Source organism: Falsiroseomonas bella, from assembly GCF_003173615.1.
GTDB classification, from domain to species: Bacteria; Pseudomonadota; Alphaproteobacteria; order Acetobacterales; family Acetobacteraceae; genus Falsiroseomonas; species Falsiroseomonas bella.
The window spans coordinates 165,632-188,806 of sequence record NZ_QGNA01000008.1 but is presented as its reverse complement, the minus strand read 5'-3'; the positions used below and the strand labels follow the sequence as shown (position 1 = coordinate 188,806).

General features: G+C 73.0%; 17 protein-coding genes. 7 read left to right on the top strand and 10 right to left on the bottom strand.

The features are described 5' to 3' along the window. Positions 1 to 146 precede the first annotated feature (146 nt). Both DFH01_RS26905 and DFH01_RS26900 read right to left on the bottom strand, forming a co-directional pair. A complete protein-coding gene (locus DFH01_RS26905; protein WP_109873623.1) occupies positions 147 to 2,024 on the bottom strand; it encodes a calcium-binding protein in 1,878 nt (625 codons plus the stop codon). A gap of 158 nt (positions 2,025 to 2,182) precedes the next feature. After that, on the bottom strand, positions 2,183 to 2,923 hold the full coding sequence (locus DFH01_RS26900) for a YdcF family protein (RefSeq protein ID WP_109873622.1): 741 nt from the start codon (positions 2,921 to 2,923) through the stop codon (positions 2,183 to 2,185). Positions 2,924 to 2,989: 66 nt separating this feature from the next. On the opposite strand from DFH01_RS26900, the gene DFH01_RS26895 reads away from it, so the two are divergent. After that, on the top strand, positions 2,990 to 3,562 hold the full coding sequence (locus DFH01_RS26895; RefSeq protein ID WP_109873621.1) for a D-sedoheptulose-7-phosphate isomerase: 573 nt from the start codon (positions 2,990 to 2,992) through the stop codon (positions 3,560 to 3,562). Positions 3,563 to 3,686: 124 nt separating this feature from the next. On the opposite strand, the gene DFH01_RS26890 is transcribed toward DFH01_RS26895, so the two are convergent. Continuing rightward, positions 3,687 to 4,727, bottom strand: a complete 1,041-nt coding sequence (locus DFH01_RS26890; protein WP_109873620.1) for a glycosyltransferase — start codon at positions 4,725 to 4,727, stop codon at positions 3,687 to 3,689. Positions 4,728 to 4,858: 131 nt separating this feature from the next. After that, positions 4,859 to 5,686, bottom strand: a complete 828-nt coding sequence (locus DFH01_RS26885) for a TylF/MycF/NovP-related O-methyltransferase (RefSeq protein WP_109873619.1) — start codon at positions 5,684 to 5,686, stop codon at positions 4,859 to 4,861. A 170-nt stretch (positions 5,687 to 5,856) separates the two neighbouring features. Between DFH01_RS26885 and DFH01_RS26880 the strand changes: the two genes are divergently transcribed. Both DFH01_RS26880 and DFH01_RS26875 read left to right on the top strand, forming a co-directional pair. After that, the gene (locus tag DFH01_RS26880; RefSeq protein WP_158287926.1) at positions 5,857 to 6,993 is read left to right on the top strand and encodes a glycosyltransferase family 4 protein; all 1,137 of its coding nucleotides are present in this window, start codon (positions 5,857 to 5,859) and stop codon (positions 6,991 to 6,993) included. A gap of 44 nt (positions 6,994 to 7,037) precedes the next feature. Next, complete coding sequence (locus DFH01_RS26875; protein WP_158287925.1) at positions 7,038 to 8,102, top strand: GNAT family N-acetyltransferase; 1,065 nt, start codon at positions 7,038 to 7,040, stop codon at positions 8,100 to 8,102. Here the strand turns inward: DFH01_RS26875 and DFH01_RS28370 are convergent. After that, complete coding sequence (locus DFH01_RS28370) at positions 8,092 to 8,250, bottom strand: hypothetical protein (protein WP_158287924.1); 159 nt, start codon at positions 8,248 to 8,250, stop codon at positions 8,092 to 8,094. The genes DFH01_RS26875 and DFH01_RS28370 overlap by 11 nt on opposite strands. Positions 8,251 to 8,567: 317 nt before the next feature. Between DFH01_RS28370 and DFH01_RS26870 the strand changes: the two genes are divergently transcribed. Beyond that, positions 8,568 to 9,452: a glycosyltransferase gene (locus tag DFH01_RS26870; protein WP_158287923.1), complete on the top strand. Its 885-nt coding sequence runs from the start codon at positions 8,568 to 8,570 to the stop codon at positions 9,450 to 9,452. A gap of 6 nt (positions 9,453 to 9,458) precedes the next feature. Here the strand turns inward: DFH01_RS26870 and DFH01_RS26865 are convergent, their stop codons facing one another. The 4 genes from DFH01_RS26865 to DFH01_RS26850 all read right to left on the bottom strand — a co-directional run bounded on the left by DFH01_RS26865 (position 9,459) and on the right by DFH01_RS26850 (position 18,761). Beyond that, entirely contained in the window at positions 9,459 to 11,711 is a 2,253-nt protein-coding gene (locus DFH01_RS26865; protein WP_109873615.1) for a glycosyltransferase, read from the bottom strand. Positions 11,712 to 11,797: 86 nt separating this feature from the next. After that, the gene (locus DFH01_RS26860) at positions 11,798 to 14,065 is read right to left on the bottom strand and encodes a glycosyltransferase (RefSeq protein ID WP_109873614.1); all 2,268 of its coding nucleotides are present in this window, start codon (positions 14,063 to 14,065) and stop codon (positions 11,798 to 11,800) included. Between the two features lie 174 nt (positions 14,066 to 14,239). Continuing rightward, entirely contained in the window at positions 14,240 to 16,780 is a 2,541-nt protein-coding gene (locus DFH01_RS26855) for a response regulator (protein ID WP_158287922.1), read from the bottom strand. A gap of 106 nt (positions 16,781 to 16,886) precedes the next feature. Continuing rightward, a complete protein-coding gene (locus DFH01_RS26850) occupies positions 16,887 to 18,761 on the bottom strand; it encodes an ABC-F family ATP-binding cassette domain-containing protein (RefSeq protein ID WP_109873612.1) in 1,875 nt (624 codons plus the stop codon). Between the two features lie 126 nt (positions 18,762 to 18,887). On the opposite strand from DFH01_RS26850, the gene ndk reads away from it, so the two are divergent. Both ndk and DFH01_RS26840 read left to right on the top strand, forming a co-directional pair. Continuing rightward, a complete protein-coding gene (ndk, locus tag DFH01_RS26845; protein WP_109873611.1) occupies positions 18,888 to 19,310 on the top strand; it encodes a nucleoside-diphosphate kinase in 423 nt (140 codons plus the stop codon). A 129-nt stretch (positions 19,311 to 19,439) separates the two neighbouring features. Next, positions 19,440 to 21,125 carry a methyl-accepting chemotaxis protein gene (locus DFH01_RS26840; protein WP_109873610.1) on the top strand — a complete coding sequence of 562 codons (1,686 nt, stop codon included), beginning with the start codon at positions 19,440 to 19,442 and terminating at the stop codon, positions 21,123 to 21,125. 107 nt (positions 21,126 to 21,232) lie between these two features. Here the strand turns inward: DFH01_RS26840 and aroB are convergent, their stop codons facing one another. After that, positions 21,233 to 22,960: a 3-dehydroquinate synthase gene (gene aroB, locus DFH01_RS26835; protein ID WP_332903300.1), complete on the bottom strand. Its 1,728-nt coding sequence runs from the start codon at positions 22,958 to 22,960 to the stop codon at positions 21,233 to 21,235. Positions 22,961 to 23,009: 49 nt separating this feature from the next. Here aroB and DFH01_RS28575 point away from each other — a divergent pair, with 49 nt between their 5' ends. After that, the gene (locus DFH01_RS28575; RefSeq protein ID WP_199231431.1) at positions 23,010 to 23,159 is read left to right on the top strand and encodes a hypothetical protein; all 150 of its coding nucleotides are present in this window, start codon (positions 23,010 to 23,012) and stop codon (positions 23,157 to 23,159) included. The last annotated feature ends 16 nt before the right edge of the window (positions 23,160 to 23,175 follow it).

Sequence of the window (23,175 nt, the reverse complement as noted above, 5' to 3'; positions counted from 1 at the left end):
ATGCTTCAACCGGCTGAAGCACTTCCGCCGCATCGCCACGCGCTTCGACAAGCTCGCTCGAAATTACCTCAGCGCCGTCGCCATCGCCGCCATCAGGCTATGGACCAGGTTTGAGTCCAGGACCTAGGGCGAGGCGGCCCGCGGCATCAGGTCCAGATGAAGTCGCCGGCGCCGAAGCCGGTCAGGTTGCCGCCCGCGAGGTTCACCGCCAGGTCCGCGGTGCCGTTGCCGTCGGCATCCACCAGCAGCAGCGTCGTGCCGGTCGCCATCCGTGCCTCGGAATGGCCTTCCGCGCTGAAGGCCGCGCCGCCGCGCCATTCGAAGGCGCCGCGCAGCATGCCGAGGAACAGCAGGTCGTCCACCCCGGCCTGGAAGTCGGTGATGCGGTCCGGCGTGGCCACGGCGCTGTCGCCGGCCTTGAAGACGAAGCGGTCGGCGCCGCCGCCGCCGGTCATCAGGTCCACGCCCGTGCCGCCGATCAGCCGGTCCGCCCCGGCATTGCCGATCAGCGTGTCGTTCCCCGCCAGGCCGTCGAGCGTCGCCGTGCCCGCAGTGAGCGTGATCCGGTCTGCCTGGGTGCCGCCCGTCACGCTCTCCACCCGCGCCACGCTCACGCTGTTGGCGCCGAGGGAGGAGAGCTTCACGCGGTCCGTGCCGCCGCCGAGATCGAGCGTCGCGCCGGTGACCGCCGTCGCGAAGGTCACGGCGTCCGTCGCCGACCCGCCGAGGATGGTCTCGACATTGCCGACGATCACGGAGTTCGCCACGCCGGTGGCGAGCTGCAACCGATCCGCGCCGCCCCCGAGATCCACCACGGCACCCTGCGCCGCCGTGGTCAGCGTGACCGAGTCCGCGGCGGCGCCGCCGCTGATGCGCTCGACATTGGCGACGCTGAGGCTGTTGGGCCCGGCGGAGGAGAGCACGAGGCGGTCGCTCCCGCCGAGCAGGTCCACCGTCGCCCCCGTCACCGGGGCGTCGAGCGTCAGCACGTCGTTGGCGGCCGTGCCGAGATAGGCGCCGCCCGAGGATCCGCCGCCGGTTGTGCCCCCGCCGGTGGTGCCGCCGCCCGTCTCGCCCCCGCCGGTGCCGCCCGTCCCGGTCACGAAGCCCGACCAGGGCGAGGTGGTGTCGAGGGCGGGCGCGACGGACAGGAAGGTCGTGCCGCTCACCGCCGCGGTGGTGCTGGAGATCTGGTTCGCGGCCAGGCCGAAGACATCCGTGCCGCTGATCGTCGCGCCATAGGTCGTCTGGTTCAGCAGCAGCTTCGCGCTGACCGAGCTCAGGTTGTTGATCACCACGTTGTCGGTCATCACCAGGCTCGACCCGGCATAGGGCGTGCCCTCGCCGCCGAAATGCACGATCGCCGGGTTCTGCGACTTCGCGCCCTGCTGGATGACGTTGTTCTCCAGCAGCGCCTTGCCGCCATTGGGCAGGTCGATGCTGTAGCTGGTCGTGCCGTCCTCGTCCTGGATGCGGCTGTTGCGGATCACGGTCTCGATCGCGCGGCTCTTGATCTCGTGGCCGACCCGCGTGTCGTGGAAGTAGCTGTCCTCGATCACCAGGCTCTTGATCTTGCCCACGTAGAGCCCGTGGGTCTTGCCATCGCCGGTGCCGTTGTGGCCGAACTCCGAGCGGCGGATGGTGATCGTCCCGTCCGGGTAGGAGCCGCTGAGCAGGCCGTCCTGGTTGTGGTGGAAGTGGCTGTCGAGGATGGTCAGGTTGCCGCCCTCGAAGCGGATGCCGGCGCCGTTGCCGTCCGGCACCTTCGCGCCGGTGAATTCCAGCCCCTGGATCGTCACGTCGGACCGGGTGATCAGGATCGCCTTGCCGTTGGGCGGGGCGACGGTGGCGACGAGCTTCGCGATGCCGCCGACCGCCTTGATGGTGATGTCCGTGGTGATGGTGGCGAAGTCGTTGGTGTAGGTGCCCGCCTGCACCGCAAGCACGTCGCCGTCCTTCGATGCGGCGACGGCGGCGGCGATGGTGGCGTATTGCTGCCCGGTTCCGACGGTGAGAGTGGCCAAGACTGATCCTCCGGCTGTGCCGCGCCCGGAATGGGTACGACAGGGCTGGTTCGCGAACGACCGCGCTGCTCCCGCATTCCTGATCGGAAGCCGCGGTCACATACTGGTGATCAGTACATTGTATTCGTCAACCGCAGGATGTGGTTGTTCCGCGCGCGTCAACCATCGCGGAGCCAATACACCAGGATCCCCGCCCATTCCCGCAGCGCGAACCAGGACCGGGCGAGATGATCGGGGCGCGGCAGCCAGTCGCTCGCGATCCCGCTGGGCATCCGCTCCCGCCGGACGGGGTAGCCGGTCACCGGGAAGCCGAGCCGCGCGAAGGCCGCTTCCGCCCGCGCCAGGTGCCAGGCATGGCTCACCACGTAGGCGGCCCCGATCCCCTCGGCGCGCAGCATCTCCGCCGACAGCACGGCATTGTCCCGGGTGTCGCGCGCCCGGTTCTCGACCCAGCGGACCTCCACGCCGAAATCCTCGGCAAGGCTTCGCGCCATCAGCTCGGCGAGCGGCGGACCGCCGGGCGCGACGGGGCCCGCGGTCACCAGCAGGGGCAGCCCCGTGCGCCGGTGCAGCGCGGCGCCGGCCCGCAGCCTTTCCAGCGTCAGCGGCCCGACCTCGGGCGCGCCGGCGCCGGAGGCCATCTCGCCGCCCAGCACGATGATCGCCGCCGGCGGCGGCGCGCCGGCTGGCGCCGCCAGCGCGGCCTGGCGTTCCAGCGCATGGGTCAGCGTGCCGGCGGCGAAGGGCGTGGCCAGCAGCAGGAGCCCGAGCGCCGCGGCCGCGGCCAGCGCGCCAGCCGCGCGGCGGCCGCGCCACGCCAGCAGGCCGGCGGCGACGATGAACAGGACCAGCAGCAGCGGTGGCAGCAGCAGGCTGGTCAGGACGCCCTGGAACGGCATGCCGCGCGCCTAGACTCCCGCGCCGCTTTCGTCCATCGCTGCCGCGTGATGCCGCAGGGAACTCCGATGGCCGAGGCCGATCTCGACCGCTGGCTGCGCGAGGCCGGCGAGCTGCTCGCCGCGACGCGCGCCGCCGGCCTGGATGCGGCCATGGAGCGGGCCGTCGCGACGACGACGGCAGCGCTGGCGGCGGGCCGGTCGCTGCTGGTCTGCGGCAATGGCGGCTCGGCGGCCGATTCGCAGCACATCGTCGGCGAGCTCGTCGCCCGCTTCCTGAAGGAGCGCCGCGCCATCAAGGCGATCTGCCTGGCCTCCAACCCCGCCGTCCTGACCGCCTGGAGCAACGACTACGCCTACGACACCGTCTTCGCCCGCCAGGTGGAGGCCTATGGCGAGCCCGGCGGCGTGCTGCTCGGCCTCTCCACCTCCGGCAATTCGCGCAACGTGGTGCTGGCGATGGAGGCGGCGCGGGCGCGCGGCATGGCGACGATCGGCATGACCGGCGAGGGCGGCGGGCGCATGGCCGCGCTCTGCGACGTGCTGCTGGCCGTGCCCTCGCGCTTCACCCCGGCGATCCAGCAGGTCCACCTGGTGATGTACCACTGCTTCTGCGCGGCGGTGGAGCAGCGCCTGGGCTGATGCCGGCGAGCGCTTGGCTTCGCCGCACTGGCGGCGGCGGCCGTTCGGCCGCTCGGCGCGCGCAATGCGCGGGCCGCCATCGGATCACCGGAAAGGCTCGCTGACAGGAGACCCGCGCGGCCGGTCAGGAGGCCAGCGCCTCGAACTCGGCCGCGACCTCGTCCCAGCCGCGGCCACGCTGCAGCGCCAGCGCCGCCGCATGCATCTCCCGCCAACAGGCATCGTCCGTCAGCAGCCGCACCGCATGCTCGACATAGCTGTCCTCATCCGGCGCCACGACGCCGGTGACGCCGTCGCGCACGCGCTCCGGCGCGCTGCCGATCGGCTGCACGACGCAGGGAATGCCGAGCGCCTGCGCCTCCGCCAGCGACAGGCAGAAAGTCTCCTCCCAGTGGCTCGGGTAGAGCATCACCCGCGTCCTGCGCAACCGGCGCGCCAGCCTCGGGCGCGGCAGCGGCCGGCGCCGCACCACGCCCCTGTCGGCCAGCGCCTCCGCCGTCGCGAGCACGCCGTTCATCAGCGTGAAGCCGGAGCCGCGGGTCAGCTGGTAGACCTCCGGCCCGCTGTAGAGCTCGAGCTGCGCGCCCGGCACGCGCGGCTGGATGCGCTCCGTCCAGAGCCGCAGCAGCCGGTCGAGGTTGCGCGCCGGATTGGAGGTGAAGACCGCGCGGGGAGGGGGCGGGCTCGCGGGGGCGCGTCGCCGGCGGAACTCGTCGGAGACGGCAAGCGGGATCTCCACCACGCGATGCCGCGCCATCCAGCGCGGCACCGTCGCGCGGTGATAGGCGCCGAGCACCACCACGGTCGGCGGCAGCACCCCCATCTTCAGCCGGAAGGGCAGGCTGTCCGCCTTGCTGGCCGGGTTGTGCAGCCACAGCACGCGGTGGCTGGCCAGCGGCATCTTCAGCAGCAATTCGTGGTCGCGATTGGCGATGAAGAGGTCGGCGCGCCCCGGCAGGCCGCGCCGCAGCGGCGCCCAGGTCACGCCGCGCAGCTGCACCGTCTCCGTCCGATCGTTGTGGACGCTGACCTCGTGCCCGCGCCGCGCCAGGGCCTCCGCCAGCGCCGCGGTCGCGCTCTCGACGCCGCCGAGCGGGCGCTTGCGTGGCGTGTCGCCGTCGAACTCCAGCCCGCGGTTCGCAAAGACGATACGCAATCCCGCCATGCTCGACCCCCAGCAGCCCGGCCGCCGGCCAGCCGTTGCGGCGGCCCGGCATCCCGGCTTTCGAGCAGCGCTAACCGCGCGTCACGCACGCGGTTGCAGCGCAGCGCGCGGATATGATGGGCGCGGCGCGGTCAGGACTCGGCGATGCGCTCCAGGATGCAGAACTTGCCGGCGGCGGGATGCGGCATCAGCATCCGCCAGCGCGCCGCGCGCGCGGCGACGAACTCGTCCACCGCAAGCTGCGCGCCTTCCGAGAAGAAGCCGTAATCGTCCACCACCGCGAAGCCGCCGGCCGGCATGGTGCGGTCGAGGAATTCGAGCGCCAGGCGGATCGGGTCGTAGAAGTCGAAATCCACGTAGGCGAAGGCGACGGTCCCGGGCACGTCGGCGGTCGCGAGCGTCTTGTCGATCCATCCCTTGATGATGCGCGTGCGATCGGGCGGGAAGGGCACCAGCGCCAACTTGTCGCGCACCTGCTCCTCATGCGCGCGCATGTCGCCCTGGTAGGCGGCCATGCTGCCGGTGCCGGCGATGTCGTCGATCAGCCGGTCCTTCTCGCCCGGCGCCGGCAGCCCCTCGAAGCTGTCGAACAGCCAGAGCCGGCGGCCGGCATGCGGCAGGATCTCATGCGCCAGCAGCCGGGAGGTCGCGCCCTCGTTGCAGCCGAACTCGCACACGTCGCCTCCGACCCGCAGCGCCCGGTGCAGGTAGTGCACGATGTGGACGCCCTCGCCGACCGTCGTGCCGTGCAGGTTGTGCAGGATCTCGGCGCGCGCGGGATCGCGCGGCAGGTCCGGGAAGACGAAACTGCGATAGAGTTCCTCGATCTCGACGACGTCCTTGCGATGGACGTTGCGCAGCGTCATGGCCTCGCGCAGCCGTTGCCATTCCCGGGCTGGCAGGGTCACCAGGCCCGCGGCCTCGATCGCGCGGCGGACGATCGCGCGGACGGGTCGCATCGCGGAAGTCGTCAAGCGGTCTCTCCGGTTCTGCGTGGCACGGTATGCGCCCAGGCGATACGGGACACCGCCCCCCGATGCAACCGCAAGGGGCCACAAGCCCAGGTGTACATTGCGCAAAGTTGTCGGGTCTGGAAAAACGGGCCGGAGCCGCGCGGAGCGCAACGACGGTGAGGATCGCGATCGTCGGCCCGTTCTTCTTCCCCCAGCTCGACGGGGTGGAGAAGGTGATGCTGAACCACGCCCGCCACCTCGTCCGGCGCGGCCACGAGGTGCATGTCGTCACCTCGTTCCTGCGCTACCCGACCGGCCGGTTCGAGCGCGTCCCGGCGCGGGAGGAGATGGAAGGCTTCACCATCCACCGCCTGCCGGTCCGCGTGGCCAAGCCGAACTGGCGCTTCGCCTATCTCAACAATGGCGGGCTGGTGATCCAGGGGCTGGTGGCCACGCTGCGCCGGATCGGGCCGGATGTGCTGCACGCCCACCAGATCGCCGCCCCCGCCTGGGCCTTCGGCGCCGCCTGGTACGCCTGGACGCGGCGCCGTCGCTTCTTCTACTCGCCGCACTACCACCCGGACATGCAGCCTGGGCAGGAAGGCCAATACCGCCTGCTGCACGGGCTGAACGCACTGCCGATCGGCATCGCGCGCCGCATCTTCCATCTCACGCGCGTGGATCACGCGCCCTTCCTGGCCGAGTATCCGAAGGCGCGGCCGGACCGGCTTGCGGTGCTGCCGAACGGCGTGGACCCGCCGCGCGACCTGCCGCGCCCCGTGCGGCCGCCGGAGGAGGCGGTGTTCCTCTTCGTCGGGCGGGTGGACGAGCACCGCAAGGGCTTCGACCTGCTGCGCACCGCCTTCGCACGGCTGCGCCGGCCGGGCTGGCGGCTGGATGTGATCGGCCGCATCTCCGATGCCACGCGCGCCTCGCTCGCGGCGGAGTTCGGCGATGCGGTGCGCGTGCTCGGCCTGGTGGACGAGGGATCGCTCGAAGCCGCCTATGCCGAGGCGGACGTCTTCGTCATGCCCTCGCGCTACGAGGGCTTCGGGATGCCCTTCATCGAGGCGATGCGCTACGGCGTGCCGGCGATCGGCACCGCCATCGGCGGCGTGCCCGAGGTGGTGCCGGAGGGCACCGGCCTGCTGATCCCGCTGAACGACGTGGATGCGCTCACCGCCGCGATGCGGCGGCTGGGCGAGTCCCCGGCCGAGCGCGCGGCAATGGGGACCGCCGGCAAGGCCTGGTCCGCGCGCTTCCTGTGGGAGGAGATCGTCGCGGGGCTGGAGCAGGACTACCGCACGGCCTGATCGCGCCTTCCTTCCGCTGCGTGGCGATGCCAAGCATGGCGGCGATGAGCACGCTTTCCGAAGCCCGCCTGGTGCCGGCCGACGCCACCGGCCTGCCGGGCTGGTGCGACCGCTTCCTGGAAGACCCGGAAGCCGGCGAGTTCTTCGCCTCCCGCCTCTGGTACGACACGCTGCTGGCGCATGCCCTGCCGCCCGGCGCGGCACCGGTGCTGGCGCTCGGCGGGGAGGCGCTGCTGCTGCCCATGCTGCGGGCGGAGGGACGGCTCGGCGCGCTCACCTCGCCCTATGCGCTGGACTGGCGGCCGCTGCCGGCGCCCGGCGCCGACCCCGCCGCGCTGCTCGCGGCCGGGGAGGCGCTGGGCCGCGCCTGGCGCTTCGCGCCCCCGATCCGGCTCGACCTGCTGGACCCGGAGGCGCCGGCGCTCGAGCCCCTTCTGGCCGGCTGCGCCGCCGCCCGGCTCCGCCCCCTGCGCTACCGGCACACCGGCAACTGGCACGAGGCGGTGGCACCCGGCGCGGGGTGGGAGGGGTATCTCGCCGGCCGCCCCTCGGCGTTGCGCTCCACCATTGCCCGCAAGCTGGCCCGGGCGGGGCGCGAGGCCGAGTTCCACTGGCTGGACGCGCCCGGGCCGCCGCTGGAGCAGGGGATCGCCGCCTATGAGAGCGTGCGCGCGCGCAGCTGGAAGCCGCACGAGCCCTTCCCCGATTTCGACGCGGCGCTGATGCGCGCGGTCGCGGCGCGGGGGCTGCTCCGGCTCGGCGTGCTGCGGCGGCGGTCGGATGGCGAGCCCGTCGCGGCGCAATACTGGGTGCTGGATCGCGGCCGCCGGCGCGCCACGGTGCTCAAGCTCGCGCATGCCGAGGGCGAGCGTGCCGCTTCGCCCGGCACCGTGCTGACGGCCCTGATGATCCGGCGGCTGCTGGCCGACGACGGCGTGCAAGAACTGGATTTCGGTCGCGGCGACGACGACTACAAGCGGCTCTGGGTGGGGGAGCGGCGCCAGCGCATCGGGGTGCTGTTGTGCGATCCGCTGCATCCGGCCGGCCTGGCCGCGCTGCTGCGCCAGGCGGCGGGCCGGCTGCGGCGCCGGCTGGGCCTCAGCCGATGAACAGGCGGGCCAGCGCGACCACGCCGATCCAGGAGAGCACGGACAGGCCGGCGATGGTCAGCGTCGCCGCGGCCGGGGACAGCCGTTCCTCCCGACGGGCCCGGGCGTTGAGCTCGATCGTCACCTCGTCGAGAGGGACCCGGTTCATCGCAGACGCTCCACCACGCCGCGACCGTCCGCGGCATCGCGCACTATCCGGGGGAAGGGTAAACGTGTCGCTAACGCAGCCGCGGCATCTTGCGGGAGCGCGCGCCAGGAGCCACCGGTGCTGGCGATGTCGCTGCGATCGGCCCGCAAGGCCCCGCCGCGCCGCCGCCGGACGGCCAGGCCAGCCCGGAAGGGGAGGGAAGTGGATCGCATGATCACGATTCCGTGTTATCACGCCGCTCGTTCGCTTCGCCAGGATGTTCTGGCATGAGTATTCCGGATCAAGCCGGCACCGAACCTGTTTTCGTTTCAGTCTGCATGTTCGCCTACAACGAGGAGGCGGGCATTGCGGCCGCGCTCGCTGCGCTCGACGCCTGCGGCGAGGAAGCGCGGCTGCGCGTGCATGTGCTGATCAACGGCTGCACCGACTCCACCGAGCAGGTCGTCCGCGCCTGGCAGCCGCGGCGGATCGAGGTGGTTCCCGTCGTGCTGCCGCGCGGCGACAAGGCGAATGCCTGGAACCACTATGTCCACGAGGTCGCGCCCCGCGACGCCGCCATCCACCTCTTCACGGACGGCGACATGATCGTCTCGAAGGGCTCGGTCGCGGCCTTCCTGAGGGCCTTCGAAGCCGATCCGCACGCCAATGGCTGCGCCGGGTTGCCGGTCAGCGGCCGGTCCCGCGACGGCTTCCGCGAGAAGCTGCGCCGCGGGCGGGAGATGGCCGGCAACCTCTACGCCCTGCGCGGCAGCTGCGTGGAGGCGTTCCGCCGCGCCGGGGTGCGCCTGCCTTTCGGCATGTTCGGCGAGGACGGGCTGGTCACCGCGCTGGTCAAGCACGACCTCGACCTGCGGCGGCAGCGCGACGACCTGCGCGTCACCTCCGCCGAGGAAGCGGGCTTCGGCTATGTGCCGCTGTCGCTCTGGCGGCCCGGCGACTGGCGCACCTACCGCAACCGCAAGATGCGCTACGCGGTGCGCCGGCAGCAGGCGCTGATGCTCTACGACCTGCTGCGCGAACGCGGGCCGGAGGGCATGCCCGTCCATGTCGTGGACCTCTACCGCGAGCGCGGCGACGCCATGCGGCTCGCCTGGCGCGGTCTCGACACGTATTTCGACTGGGTGGCGATCCGCCGCATCCGGCGCGACATCGCCGCGGATGACAGCGTGAAGCAGGAGGCGCGTGCGCACCTCTACAGCTGAGGCCGGCTACCGCCCTTCCGGCAGCGCGGCGAGCCGCGCATGCAGCGCGGAGGGGCTGGTGAAGGCGCCGCCCAGCTCGTCGCGGAAGAAGGCGAGGAAGGCGTCCATGTTGGCCAGCAGGGTCCGCAACTCGGCCTCCGACCGGACATAGGGCGTATTGCCCACCTGCAGGGTCGGGCTGTGCAGGCTGAGCGTGAACACGCCGAGCCCGTCCTCGCGCAGCCGCAGCGTCACCGCCCGCATCTCCGCCAGCCCGCAGCCCTCCGGCGAGAGGCGGCGCGGCACCAGCGCATTCACCCGCTGCGCCCACCAGGCCAGCCGCAGGCGCCGCCCGAGCGGGCTGCGCGCCGCGCGCAGCACCGGCCCCGCCCGCCTGCCGAGCCAGCCGAGCGGCGCCGCCGTGGTCGGCAGCGACAGCAGCCGGCGCGACCGGCCGAACCACCCGGGCCGCGCGGTGAAGCGCGAGAAGTCCGGACCGCCGAGATGGCTGTAGTCGTACCAGGGGCAGATGCTGAGATCGGTCTCGAAGCCCAGCTCCTCGATCGTGTCGAAGGTGTTGGGGCTGAGGCCGTAGCGGCCGGCCTTGAACAGCCGCGGCTGCTCCCCGGTCAGTTCCGCCACGCGCTCCGTCAGGGTGACCAGCTTGGCCCGCTCGAGCCTCGCGCCGAGATTGCCCGAGAAGGAGTGCCAGTCGTCCTTGATCTCGACGATCGGCGGCGTCGTCCAGGGATGCAGGTGCACGCCCACCTCGCAGCCTTCCGCCGCAAGGGTGCGGATGATGCGCCGGCTGACCTCCTGCGTCGCGACCGGGTGGTCGATCAGCAGCGCGGGCTTCACCCCGTGCCGGCGGAACACGTCGAAGCTCGCGTCCAGCCCGGTGATGGAGGAGACCTCGCCGACATCGGTGGCGATGCCCTTGTGCCAGTCGAAATGCGCCTCGGTGTCGATCACCACCTGCAGCAGCGGTTGCCAGTCGCGCGGCGTGTCGAATTCCTGCAGCCCGAGCGCGGCGGGCCCTTCGCTGAGCCGGCGGGTGAAGTTCACCCGCAGGTCGGGCAGCGGCGCCGGGTCGGCATGCCCGCGGCGGTACAGCGCGGCGTAGCGCGCCGCGACGGTGCCGAGCTCCAGGTTGCGCTCGGCGAAGCCGCGATGCGCCCGGCCCATGCCCTGGCGCAGCGACGGATCGGCCCGCAGCCGCTGGATGGCCGCGACGAACTGGTCGGCATCCGCCGCCATGAAGCCTGCCTCGCCCTGGTCGATGATGAAGTCCGTCAGGCCCGGCAGGAAGGTGCTGACGATCGGCACGCTGCGCGCCATCGCCTCGAGATAGACGTTCGGGAAGCCCTCGGCGGTGGAGGCGAAGACGAAGGCATCGGCTGCGGTGAACCAGCGCGCCGCGTCGTCGCGGAAGCCGGCCAGGATCACCCGGTCCTCGATCCCCTCCCGCGCCATCAGGGCGCGGATCTCCGCGACGTAGTCCTCCTCCAGCAGCGGCCCGACCACCGCGAGCTTCACCTTGGGATCCGGGATGCGCGCCAGCGCCGCGACCAGGAAGGCAATGTTCTTCCTGCGCGACACGGAGCCGACATTCAGCAGCACCATGTCCTCCGCGCCGAGGCCGAGTGCGGCGCGCGAGGCCGCGCGGTCCTCCGGCGTCACCGGCGCGAAGTCCAGCGCGACGCCCTGCGGGATGAAGCTCAGCCGGTCGGGCGAGACCGTCTCGAGCGACCGGCGCAGCAGGTGGGGGCTGATCACCACGAAGGTGTTGATGCTGTGCATCAGCAGCCGCACGAGCGGCCGGTTCCGGGGGCGGTACTCCGCCAGCAGCTGCGTCGGGCTGTCGTCCAGCGTGCAGGAGAACAGCACTGGCCGCCCGGCCATCCGCGCGAAGGCATAGGCCAGGAAGGATCGGCTGACATGCGAATGCAGGTGCACCAGGTCGAAGCGCCCGATGTTCCGCGCCAGCCAGCGCAGCAGCGCGATCTCCCCCGGCGCGCCGTAGCGGTTCGGCAGGTAGTGCACCGGGATGCCCTCGACCGAGCCGGTCTCCGCGCCGTCCTCGGTCGCGGTCTCGTAGGCCAGCACCTCGTTGGCGATGCCGCGCGCTTCGAGATGCGGGATCAGCCGCGTGTAGTAGATGCCGTCGCCCGTATAGTCGGGGTGGAAGCGGCGGTAGACATGCAGCACCCGCACCCGCCCGCCGGCTGCGGCACGGGCATCCTCGCCGGACTGGCGCGCAAGGGCAGGGCTCTCGGGCATGGTCCTCTTCAGGTTGTGCAACCGTCCTGGCGGGACGGGGAAGCTTCTGCCCCCACGCGCATCGCAGGGCAACCGCTCAACTTTGTTTACAATCGCGCCGCGCCATCCCGGAGGGCGACGAGGCCGCGCTCCGGCGTGGCGGCCGCCCCGAAGCGCAGTTCCTCCCAGCGCGCCGGGCGGCCGCCGATCTCTTCGCGGAAGAAGGTGTAGAAATCGTCGAGCCAGTCGAGCAGCCGGCGCACATCCTCCGCCGTCCTCGTATAGGGCGTGTTGCCGGGCTCGAGCGAGGGCGAGTGGTAGGTGAGCACGAAGACTCTATGGCCCCCCGCCCGCATGTGGCGGACCAGCCGCTTCGCCTCCTCGATCGTGATGCCTTCCGGCGTCAGGCGGATCCGCTCCAGCAGGCCGAACCGCGACAGCCCGGCCCCGACCGGGGCCAGCCCCGGCCTGCCGAAGGCGAGGGGCGCCATCCTGGCGCCGAGCGGGCCGGCGAGCCGCCCGACCAGCCCGGCCGAGACCGGGATCTCCATCAGCGTCCGGTCACGATCGAGCCAGTAGGGCCGCGACGAGACGGGCCAGCTGCCGCGCGCCCACTCCGTGCCCTCAGGCGGCCAGCAGACCGCGACGCTGCTGTCGGCCCGGTAGCCCAGGCGCTTGAGCACGTCCGCGGTGCGCCGCCCGGCCCCGTAGCGGCCGGCGCGGAAGATCCGGGGCCGGACGCCCAGCCGCTCGCCGATGACCTCGGTCAGCCGCCGCGCCTTCTCGTATTCGAGTGCGGCGGGCAGGTTGCCGGCATAGCTCGTATGGGTGCCGACCTCCTCGAGGAAGGGCGGGTTCACCCAGGGATGCAGCTGGGCCCCGATGTCGCAGCACCCGTCTTGCAGCAATTCGCGCAGCGGCGCGCAGCCTTCCTCCTGCGCGGCGACGGGGTAGTCCACCAGATAGGTCGGGACCACGCGGTGCCGCTCGAACACGCGATGCGCCAGCTGCTGGCTCCCCATCGCGCGCACATCCACGGCCTCGCGCGAGAAGGGGCCCGACCAGTCGAAGCTTTCCTCGGCGTCCACCGTGGTCAGCAGCAGCGGCTGCTCGTCCGGCGCCGCCGCGCAGGCCGGGGCATGGAAGCGGCGGTCGGTCACGGAGGCCGTGCAGCCCAACGCCGTCTCCGGCAGGTCCGCGAAGGGCTCGCCGATCACATGCCCGGCGAGGCCGTAGACATCGAGCCAGCGCCGCGCGATCGCGCCCATGGCGAAGCGCCGCCGCGCCAGGTCGCGGGCCGCGGTGCCGAGACGGCGGCGCAGCGAGGCATCGTCCATCAGCCGCAGCACCGCCGCGACGTATTCCTCCGCCGTGTCGAACAGGAAGCCCGTCTCGCCCGGCAGCACGAAGTCGTCGTTGACGCCCGGCAGCCGCCGCGCGACCACCGGCAGGCCATGTGCCATCGCCTCCGGCACCACCGTGCCGAAGCCTTCCAGCCGCGAGGCGAAGACCAGCATGTCGGCCGCGGCGAACCAGGGATGCGGGTCGCGCCGCTCGCCCGCGAAGACCACCGCCTCCGTCACGCCGAGCCGCGCCGCCGCGGCGCGCAGCCCGGCCGCATAGGCGGGTTCGATCTCGGGTCCCACCAGCACGAGCCGTGTGCGCGGGTGCGCGGCGCGGAGCCGCGGCAGCGCCTCGATCAGCAGCAGCGGGTCCTTGCGCTCCACCAGGCCGCCGACGAAGAGCAGGACCGGGTCGTCCTCCGCCGCGCCGATCGCCGCGCGCATCCGCGCTCGCGTCCCCGCCGTCTGCGGCGGCGCGGTGATGCCGCAGGGAATCAGGTGGCAGCGTTCCGCCGGCGCGGCACGCAGCGTCTCCGCATGCAGCTTCGGGCTGATCGCGACATAGGCGTCGAACAGGCGGAAGCCGCGCCGCGCGATCGGGCGCAGGGCCGGGCGGTACTGCGAGACCAGCATCGGCAGGCTGTCGTCGAGCGTCGCCGAGATCACCAGCCGGCAGCCGTACAGCCGCGCCAGCAGGTAGCTGCCGAAATACCAGTCGGCATGGGTGCGGACATGCACCGTGTCGAAGCGCCGGAGGTTGCGCAGCATCCACCACAGCAGCGCCGCCGCCCGGAAGGTGCCGCGCGAGAGATAGGTGACCCGGCGCAGCGTGGAGCAGGCACTGGCCGCATCGGGATCCGCCGGGGCCGGCGTGTGCGTGACGAGCAGTTCATGCGCCACCGTCGGCGCGATCTCCTGCATGACCGCGCTGGACCGTTCGAGGAAGACGCCCTCGCCGGTGAACTCCGGACGGTAGTATTTCAGGATATGGAGGACGCCGGCCGGCCGGCGCTTCCCGCTGCTGTCCGTCATCCGTGTCCCGCGCGGGCGATCCCGCCGGGCATCCGTTCCCGGCCGGCCCCGCGCCGGACGGCAAGCGAACGTCCCTATCCCCTACGTCGCACAAACCGCATGTAATGTAACCATAGAACGATACGCGAGCGGGATGCGGCCAGCACAACCGCCCGTCGCGTCTGGCGGTTCGGCTCAGGCCGCTTCCGCGCAGGTGAGCGCGCGCACCAGCGCGTCGAGCTCGTCCTGCCGGTATGGCTTGCCGAGGCGCGGCAGGCGGCTCGGCGTGCCGGCCGGCGCCTCGGCGTAGCCGGTCGCCAGCGCCACGGGCAGGTCCGGTCGTTCCTGGCGCAGGCGCTCGATCAGCTCGAGCCCGGTCATCCCGGGCATCGCATGGTCCGTCAGCACCATGTCCAGGCCGCGGTCCCGCGCCAGCAGCACCAGCGCCTCCTCGGCGGAGGCGGCGATGATGGCCTCGTGGCCGAGGTCCTCCAGCATCATGGCGGTGCCGGCGGCCACCAGCGGGTCGTCGTCCACCACCAGGATCCGGCGCGGCTGCGCCCGCCGCGCGGATGGCAGCGACGCCGGCACGGCCTTCTCCGGCCCCGCCGCCGCCTCGGCGCGCGGCAGCCAGACCGCGACCTCGGTCCCGGCGCCCGGCCGGCTGGCGATGCCGAGCCCGCCGCCCGATTGCTGCGCCAGCCCGTGCACCATCGAGAGGCCGAGCCCCGACCCCTTGCCGATGCCCTTGGTGGTGAAGAACGGCTCCGTCGCCCGCGCCAGCGTCGCGGCATCCATTCCCATGCCCGTGTCGTGCAGCAGGACGCGCAGATAGACGCCGGGCGCGAGGCCGGGCGGCGCATCCGCGGCGGGGGCGATGGCGGCCTCGATGCGCAGGCGGACCTCGCCGCCCCCCGGCATCGCGTCGCGCGCATTGACCGCAAGGTTGAGCAGCGCGAGCTCCAGCTGGTTCGCATCCACCAGCGCCGGCGGCAGCCCCTCCGGCAGGTCCAGCACCACGCGCACCTGCGGGCCGACCGAGCGTTCCAGCAGCGTCGCCATGCCCCGCACCAGGGCGGCGAGATCGGTCGGCGCCGGGCGCAGTTCCTGCCGCCGCGCGAAGGCCAGCATGCGGGCGGTCAGCGCCGCGCCGCGCTCGGCGCCCTGCTGCGCGCCGTCCAGCAGCCGCGTCAGCCGCGGCTCCTGCGGCAGCCGCTTGCGCAGCAGTGCCAGGTTGCCGAGCACCACCATCAGCAGGTTGTTGAAGTCATGCGCCACGCCGCCCGTGAGCTGGCCGAGCGCTTCCATCTTGCGCGCCTCGTGCAGCCGTGCCTCGGCCGCCTTCAGCTCCGTCAGGTCGTGTCCCTCGGCCACGAGCCAGGCAACGTCGCCGGTGGCGTTCGTGACGGGGCGCAGCGAAACCTCGATCGGCGCGATCCGCCCGTCGCCGCTGAAGGCCGGCATCTCCTCCCGCACCGCGGCGCCGGCGGCGGCTTCCAGCACCGCGGCGCGCATCCGCCGCGCCACCGGGCCGTCGCGCCAGGCGGGCAGCTCCGCGACGTGCCGGCCCACCGCCTCGTGGCGCCGAAGCCCCAGGAAGTGCAGCGCCGTCTCGTTCATCTCCAGCACGGTGCCGTCGCGGTCGAGCAGCGCCGTCAGCTGGAAGGTGCTGTCGAAGATCACGCGGAAGCGCCGCTCGCTCGCCGCCAGTTCGCGCGTGCGCTCGCCCACCCGCGCCTCGAGCCCCGCGGCGGCCTGGCGCAGCGCCTGGTTGGCCGCGGCGAGCTGTTCGCGCGCCCGCGCCACCCGGCTCGCCATGCGGATCACCAGCGCGGACAGCAGCAGCAGCCCGAGACTGAGCCCGCCGAGCACCCAGGCCGACCACCGCACCGCCGCCCGCCAGGGCGCCAGGGCCTGGGCCACAGGCACGCTCGCCGTCACCACCACGGGCCAGTTCTCAAGCTTGCGGTAGGCGATGATGCGCTCCTCACCGCTGAAGGGCATCACGCCGCGCAGCGTCCCGGCGGTGTCCGGGCCTTCCAGGCGCGCGCCGAGCGCCGTGCCACGGAGCGTTGCGCCGATCTGCTCCGGCCGCAGGCCGGTGCGGGCCAGCACGCGCCCCGCATCGTCGAACAGGCCGAGGGTCGTGCCGCTGCCGAACTCCTGCAGCAGGGCGATGCCCTCGAAGAAGCTGGTGCGGGCGGAGACCTGCACCGCGCCGTCGAAGACGCCGGCCGCGTCGCGCAGGGCGCGGCTGTAGGTGAAGAGCGTCTCGTTGGTGATGCGGCTGTGGATCGCCTCGCCGATATGGGCGATGACGCCGTCGCGATGTGCGCGGAACCAGCGCCGGTCGGAAAGATCCACCTGCGGCGCCGGGTCGGCGGTGGAGGTCGCCACCGGCATGCCCTCCCGGTCCACCACCATCAGGTAGTCGCCCGCGGATCGCGCCGAGAGGTCCACCAGCCATTGATGCGCGCCGCGGCTGCCGCGCAGCGCCACCGCGCCGCCGAGACGGGCCACGCGGGCGGCCACCTGCTCCGAGACCAGCTCGGCGCTGTCCAAGGTGCGCTGCGCATACTGCTCCGCCACCAGCGCCAGGCTGCGCATCCCGCTCTCGGCGCGGTCGAGCGCCGCCGACCGTTCCTCCTGCAGCGACGCGACGCGCATCCACACGATGGTGGCAAGGAAAAGCGAGACCAGCGCGACCAGGGCCACACTGACGCGATGCGGAGCCAAGCGTCCTCCCGATGGCGGCGCCGGCCCGGGGCCAGCGCCGGCAAGCGTTACGCGGAGGCCCCGGCAGGCAGAAGCGCCGAGGCGTGCCCTCGCAGGGTCGTGATCGTCAGGCCGCGTCGAGCTGCTCCGAGAGCGCCAGCCATTCCTCCTCGAGCGCGCAGGTTTCTTTCGCGATTGCGGCCCGGCGCGTTGTCGCCCAGGCGATGTCCTCCGGCTTGCGCTTGGCATATGTCTCGGGATCGCCGAGCCGCTTCTCGATCAGCGTCGCCTCCAGCCCCAGCCGTTCCAGCAGCTTCTCCACCTCCTTCAGCCGCTGGCGCAGGGGTGCGAGCTTCTCCCGTGCTTCCGCCCGGTCGCGACGCTCCGCCGCCTTCGCGCCGCCCGCCGGCGCGGCCTCGTCGCGGTTGGCCGCCCGCGCCCGCTCCACCAGCAGCGCCCGGTAGTCGTCGAGGTCGCCGTCGAAGGCTTTCACCGTGCCGTCGGCCACCAGCCAGAGCCGGTCGGCGACCAGCTCCACCAGGTGCGGATCGTGGGTGATCAGCAGCACCGCCCCGGCGAAATCGGCCAGTGCCTTCACCAGCGCCTCGCGCGCGTCGATGTCGAGGTGGTTCGTCGGCTCGTCCAGGATCAGTAGGTGCGGCGCATCGCGCGTGCAGAGCGCCAGCAGCAGCCGCGCCTTCTCCCCGCCCGAGCAACTCCCCACGCGTGTCTCGGCCTTCTCGCCCTGCAGGCCGAAGCGGGCGAGCTGGGCGCGGCATTGCGTCTCCGTCGCGCGCGGCAGCGCGGCCCGCATGTGCGACAGCGGCGTGCCGTCGGGGTTCAGCTCCTCGGCCTGGTGCTGCGCGAAGAAGCCGACGCGCAGCTTCGGCGCGCGCCGGATCTCGCCGCGCGTGGGCGCAAGCCGCCCGGCCAGCAGCTTCGCCAGCGTGGACTTGCCGTTGCCGTTCGCGCCGAGCAGCGCCACGCGGTCGTCCGGGTCGAGCCGGAGATCGAGGTTGCGCAGCACCGGCGGCCCGCCATAGCCGGCCTCCCCGCGCTCGATGGCGACGATCGGGGGCGAGAGCTCCTCCGGCTCGGGGAAGGCGAAGCGCGTGGGGGAGTCCTCGATCACCGCCTCCAGCGGCGGCAGCTTCTGCAGCGCCTTGAGCCGCGACTGCGCCTGGCGGGCCTTGGATGCCTTGTAGCGGAAGCGATCCACGAAGGCCTGCATATGCGCGCGCTGCGCCGCGATCTTGCTGGCTTCCGCGGCCTGCTGCGCCGCGCGTTCGGTCTTCTGCCGGACGAAGTTCTCGAAGTTGCCCTGGTAGGTTGTGATCTTCGTCCGATCCAGATGCGCGATGACGTCCACGCAGCGGTCGAGCAGCCCGCGATCGTGGCTGACCACGATGGCCGCGCCGGGGAAGCGCGTCAGCCAGCCCTCCAGCCACATCGTCGCCTCGAGGTCGAGATGGTTGGTCGGCTCGTCCAGCAGCAGCAGGTCGGGCTCGAGGAACAGCGCGCGGGCGAGCGCCACGCGCATCCGCCAGCCGCCGGAGAAGGACGCCAGCGGGCGGGCCTGCGCCGCCCCGTCGAAGCCGAGGCCGGCCAGGATCGTCGCGGCGCGGGCGGGCGCGGCCTCCGCGCCGATGGCGATCAGGCGCTCATGGATCTCGGCCGCGCGGTGGCCGTCCGGCTCCGTCTCCAGTTCCGCCAGCAGCGCCGCGCGCTCGGTGTCGGCGGCCAGCACGGCATCGAGCAGCGAGCCGTCGCCGCCCGGCGCCTCCTGCGCGACATGGCCGAGGCGCGCGCGCGCGGCGAGGCGGATCTCCCCGCCATCCGGCTGGATCTCGCCGATGATCGCCTTGAGCAGCGTGGACTTCCCGGCGCCGTTCTTGCCGACCAGGCCGAGGCGGCGGCCGGTGTCGAGCGTCATGTCCGCCCCCTCCAGCAGCGCGCGGCCGCCGATGCGGAGCGTGAGGTTGCGGATGGCCAATACGGTCATGGCGCTCTCCTACTCCCTGGCCCGGCGGCAGGGGAGGGCCGGGCCCGGGTCTTGCGCCGCCGGCCGCTTGCCCCTATCCCGCGCGCGCCTTCGCACGTGCAACAACAGCCCCCAGGACCAGCCGCCATGGCCATCGAGCGCACCTTCTCCATCATCAAGCCCGACGCCACGCGGCGGAACCTCACCGGCAAGATCAATGCCGTGTTCGAGGAGAACGGCCTCAGCATCGTCGCGCAGAAGCGGATCTGGATGTCCACGGCCCAGGCCGAGACCTTCTACGGCGTCCACAAGGAGCGCCCCTTCTTCCGCGACCTCGTCACCTTCATGACCTCCGGCCCGGTGGTGGTGCAGGTGCTGGAGGGCGAGAATGCGGTGGCGAAGAACCGCGAGCTGATGGGCGCGACCAACCCGGCCAACGCCGCCCCCGGCACGATCCGCAAGCTCTTCGCCGAGAGCATCGAGGCGAATTCGGTGCATGGCTCCGACAGCCCCGAGAACGCCGCCATCGAGATCGCCTACTTCTTCGCGGGCACCGAGATCGTCGGCTGAGTCTTCGCTAGCCCGCACCCGCCCGCCGCATGCGGGCGGGTCCTGGCCCGGCGCCGCGCGCGTCTTCGTAACGTTTCCTTCAGCCCCGCAACGCATCCTCCCGCCATCCATCGCAGCGGGAAACATTCCATGCGTCGCTGGCGTGCTTCCATCGGCTTCCGTCTTGCGACGGGCCTCGTCCTGCTCGGCGCCGTCGCGCTTGGCGGCGCCTTCACCACCTTCTTCGCGCTTGGCCACCAGGCCGCGCGCCAGGCGGAGGTGGCGCGGCTGAACGCGGCCGAGGCGATGGTGCAGCGCGTGCGCGTCGGCATCTACGCCGTGGTGATGGAAAGCCGCGGCCTCTACCTCGCGGCGAACCGCGCCCAGGCGGAACGCTTCGCCCGCGGCCTGACGCGCCACCTGGACGAGATGCAGGCCGCCTGGACCGAGCTGCGCGGCCGGCTGCCCGCCGCCGAGGCGGAGAAGATCGCCCGGCTGGAAGGCGCGCTCGGCGACTTCGTCCGGCTTCGCACCGAGCTCGCGCGCATCGGCGTGGAGCAGGGGCGGGAGGCGGCGGACCGGCTCGGCAACAACGAGGCCAACCGCGCCAACCGCACCGCCTTCTCCGACGCGCTGGACGCCCTTGGCGAGACGCTGGCTTCCGCGGTGCGGCTCCGCCAGGAGGAAGCCGCGCGCGAGGCGCGCAGCATGGCCCTGGCGCTGATCGGCCTCGCGCTGGTTTCGGTGTTGAGCATCATCGGGGCGATGCTGCTGCTCATGCACCGCCAGGTGGCGCAGCCGCTGCGCCGTCTGGCCACGGCCTTCGCCGCGATGGGAGAGGGAAGGCTGGACGTGGCGCTGCCGCCGGCGGGCGCGGACGAGGTCGGCGCCATCGCCGGCGCCGCGGCGGTCTTCCGCGACCGCCTCGCCGAGAATGCCCGGCTCGCCGCCGCCGCCGAGGCCGCCCGCGCCGAGGCAGAGGCCGCGCGCCGCCAGGCGGCGCAGGACGCGGCGCATGGGCTGGAGGCCGCGCTCGGCCAGGTTCTGCGCAGCCTCTCCGGCTCCGCCGAGGAACTCCGCGCCACGGCCGGGCAGCTGGACGGCACGGTGCGCCGCACCGCCGAGCAGGCGGTCACCGCGGCGGCCGGCGCGACGCAGGCGAGCAGCCATGTCGGCGCCGTCGCCGCCGCCTCCGAGCAATTGAGCGCGGCGATCGCGGAGATCACCCGCCAGGTCGCCCAGGCCGCCGCCGGCACGCGCCGCGCGGTGGAGGACAGCCGGCGCAGCGACGCGACCGTGCAGGGCCTGACCGATGCGGCGAACCAGATCGGGGAGGTCGTGAAGCTGATCAACGAGATCGCGGGCCAGACCAACCTTCTCGCCCTCAACGCGACCATCGAGGCCGCCCGCGCCGGGGAGGCCGGCAAGGGCTTCGCCGTGGTGGCGGGCGAGGTGAAGGCGCTCGCCGCGCAGACCGGCAAGGCGACCGAGGAGATCGGCCGGCAGATCGCCGCCATCCAGGCCGCCACGGCCGAGGCGGTGGGCGCCATCCGCGGCGTCGCCGCGCAGGTGGAGGCGGTGGACCAGGTCGCCGCCGCCATCGCCGCCGCGGTCGAGCAGCAGGGCGCCGCGACGCGCGAGATCGCCCGCAGCGTCGCCGAGGCCGCGAGCGGCACGGGCGCCGTCTCCGGCGCGATCGGCGTGGTGCGCAGCGAGGCCGAGGCGAGCGAGGGCGCGCTGGCGGCGCTGCGCAGCGCCGCGGACGGCATCGCGCAGCAGGGCGGCGCGCTGCGCGGCGCGCTCGACGACACGCTCGGGAAGCTCCGCGCCGCCTGACGACTTTGGCGATCTGCGCCCGCCGCTCATGCGGCGAAGCCAAGCCGGCGGAGGCCGGCGCCGGCGTCTGAGGTGCCTTTCCGTGTCAACGGAAAGGCTCGCCAGGATCAGGCCCCGCAGCCCTCGTCGCGCAGCAGGCGCTCCACCTGCTCCGCCGGCACGTCGCCGGCGGTGAAGCAGCCGCCCGGGCCCTTCAGCAGCACGAAGCGCAGCGCGCCGTCGCGCGCCTTCTTGTCCTTGCGCATGCGCTGCAGCAGCAGCGTGGCGGAGAAGGGCCGGTCGAGATCGCCGATGCGCGCCGGCAGCCCGACCGACTGCAGATGCGCGATCACCCGCCCCGGCAGTTCCTGCGCGCAATGGCCCAGCCTGGCGGAGAGCGCGGCGGCGAGGCCGAGGCCGACGGCCACCGCCTCCCCATGCAGCAGCCCGCCGCCATAGCCGGCCTCGGCTTCCAGCGCATGGCCGAAGGTATGGCCGAGATTGAGCAGCGCGCGGCCGCCTTCCTCGCTTTCCTCGCGCTCATCCGCCGCGACCACCGCCGATTTCAGGCGGCAGGATTCCAGCACGGCATGGGCCAGCGCGGCGGGATCGCCCGCCACCGCCGCCGGTCCCATCCGCTCGCACCACTCCCAGAAGGCATCGCCCGAGATCAGCCCGTGCTTGGCCACCTCCGCCCAGCCCGCGCGCAGCTCGCGCGGCGGCAGCGTGCCGAGCACGCCCGTATCGGCCAGCACCATGCGCGGCTGGTGGAAGGCGCCGACCAGGTTCTTGCCGAGCGAAAGGTTGATCCCGGTCTTGCCGCCGACCGAGCTGTCCACCTGCGCCAGCAGGGTCGTCGGCACCTGGACGAAGGGCAGGCCACGCAAGGCGATCGCGGCGACGAAGCCCGCGAGGTCGCCCACCACCCCGCCGCCGAGCGCGATCACGCTCGTGCGCCGGTCCGCCCCGGCGCCGAGGATCGTCTCGAGCGCCGCCTGGGTCGCGGCGAAGCATTTCGTCTTCTCGCCCGGCGGCACCAGGTGCTCGGCCAGGATGGCGAAGCCGGCTTCCCGCAGGCCCTCGCGCAGCGCGGGCAGGTGCAGCGGCGCCACGTCGGAATCGCTGATGATCGCCACGCGCCGCGTCGGCAGCACCGGCGCCAGCAGCGCGCCCGCGCGTGCCAGCAGGCCCGTGCCCACCAGGATGTCGTAGCCGCGCTCGCCGAGCCCGACGGGCAGGGTCTGCGGCGCGCGATGCGCGGCGACGGCTTCGGCGACGCGGCGCGTCGTGACCTCGGGTGGTTCGTCGGTGCAGTCCACGATGATGTCGGCCTCGGCGAAAAGCGGGTGTCGCGCGGCGATCAGGCGCTCCAGCACCGCGCGCGGATCGGCGTTGAGGAACATCGGCCGGTGCTCGCGCCCGGCGACGCGGCGCAGCAGCGTCGGCAGGCCGCAGCGCAGCCAGACGGAGAGCGCGCCGGAGTCGCGCACCGCGGCGCGGGTGCGGGCATCGGCGAAGGCGCCGCCGCCGGTCGCCAGCACCAGGGGCGGGCCGGCCAGCAGCCGCGTGATCACGCGCCGCTCGCCGTCGCGGAAATAGGGCTCGCCGTAGCGGGCGAAGATTTCCGTGATGGGCAGGCCGGCCGCCGCCTCGATCTCGGCATCGGCGTCCACGAAGGGCAGGCCGAGCCGGGCCGCCAGCCGGCGCCCGATCGAGGATTTCCCGGCACCCGGCATGCCGACGAGCACGACCGCCCGCCGCGCCAGGGTCTCTGGGACCGCGGGGGGCGCGGGCAGGGGGCTGTCCAGGTCGGGCGGCGCCTCATCGGAGGCAACCAGGGCGGAGTTGCGTGACACGATCCCCAAGGCTAGCACAGCCCCAGCCCGACGAGGATCCGCCCCGCCGATGTTCCGCAACCCCGTGCTGCTGCTCGTCGCCGTCCTGCTTGGCGTGCTGCTGCTCGGGCTGCTCGTCATCGGCGCCTTCCCGCCCTCGGTCACGCCGCAGCCGACCGAGCGCGCGATTCCCGCCGAGCGCTTCGCGCCGCGCAACTAGGCCGCGGCCTGCTCGC

Coding starts and splice junctions, on each gene's coding strand:
- DFH01_RS26840 (WP_109873610.1), top strand. CDS start 19,440: ATGCGTCGCTGGCGTGCTTCCATCGGCTTCCGTCTTGCGACGGGCCTC.
- DFH01_RS26870 (WP_158287923.1), top strand. CDS start 8,568: ATGTTCGCCTACAACGAGGAGGCGGGCATTGCGGCCGCGCTCGCTGCG.
- DFH01_RS26890 (WP_109873620.1), bottom strand. CDS start 4,727: ATGGCGGGATTGCGTATCGTCTTTGCGAACCGCGGGCTGGAGTTCGAC.
- DFH01_RS26895 (WP_109873621.1), top strand. CDS start 2,990: ATGGCCGAGGCCGATCTCGACCGCTGGCTGCGCGAGGCCGGCGAGCTG.
- DFH01_RS26885 (WP_109873619.1), bottom strand. CDS start 5,686: ATGCGACCCGTCCGCGCGATCGTCCGCCGCGCGATCGAGGCCGCGGGC.
- DFH01_RS26860 (WP_109873614.1), bottom strand. CDS start 14,065: ATGACGGACAGCAGCGGGAAGCGCCGGCCGGCCGGCGTCCTCCATATC.
- DFH01_RS26875 (WP_158287925.1), top strand. CDS start 7,038: ATGAGCACGCTTTCCGAAGCCCGCCTGGTGCCGGCCGACGCCACCGGC.
- DFH01_RS28370 (WP_158287924.1), bottom strand. CDS start 8,250: ATGAACCGGGTCCCTCTCGACGAGGTGACGATCGAGCTCAACGCCCGG.
- DFH01_RS26850 (WP_109873612.1), bottom strand. CDS start 18,761: ATGACCGTATTGGCCATCCGCAACCTCACGCTCCGCATCGGCGGCCGC.
- DFH01_RS28575 (WP_199231431.1), top strand. CDS start 23,010: ATGTTCCGCAACCCCGTGCTGCTGCTCGTCGCCGTCCTGCTTGGCGTG.
- DFH01_RS26865 (WP_109873615.1), bottom strand. CDS start 11,711: ATGCCCGAGAGCCCTGCCCTTGCGCGCCAGTCCGGCGAGGATGCCCGT.
- DFH01_RS26900 (WP_109873622.1), bottom strand. CDS start 2,923: ATGCCGTTCCAGGGCGTCCTGACCAGCCTGCTGCTGCCACCGCTGCTG.
- ndk (WP_109873611.1), top strand. CDS start 18,888: ATGGCCATCGAGCGCACCTTCTCCATCATCAAGCCCGACGCCACGCGG.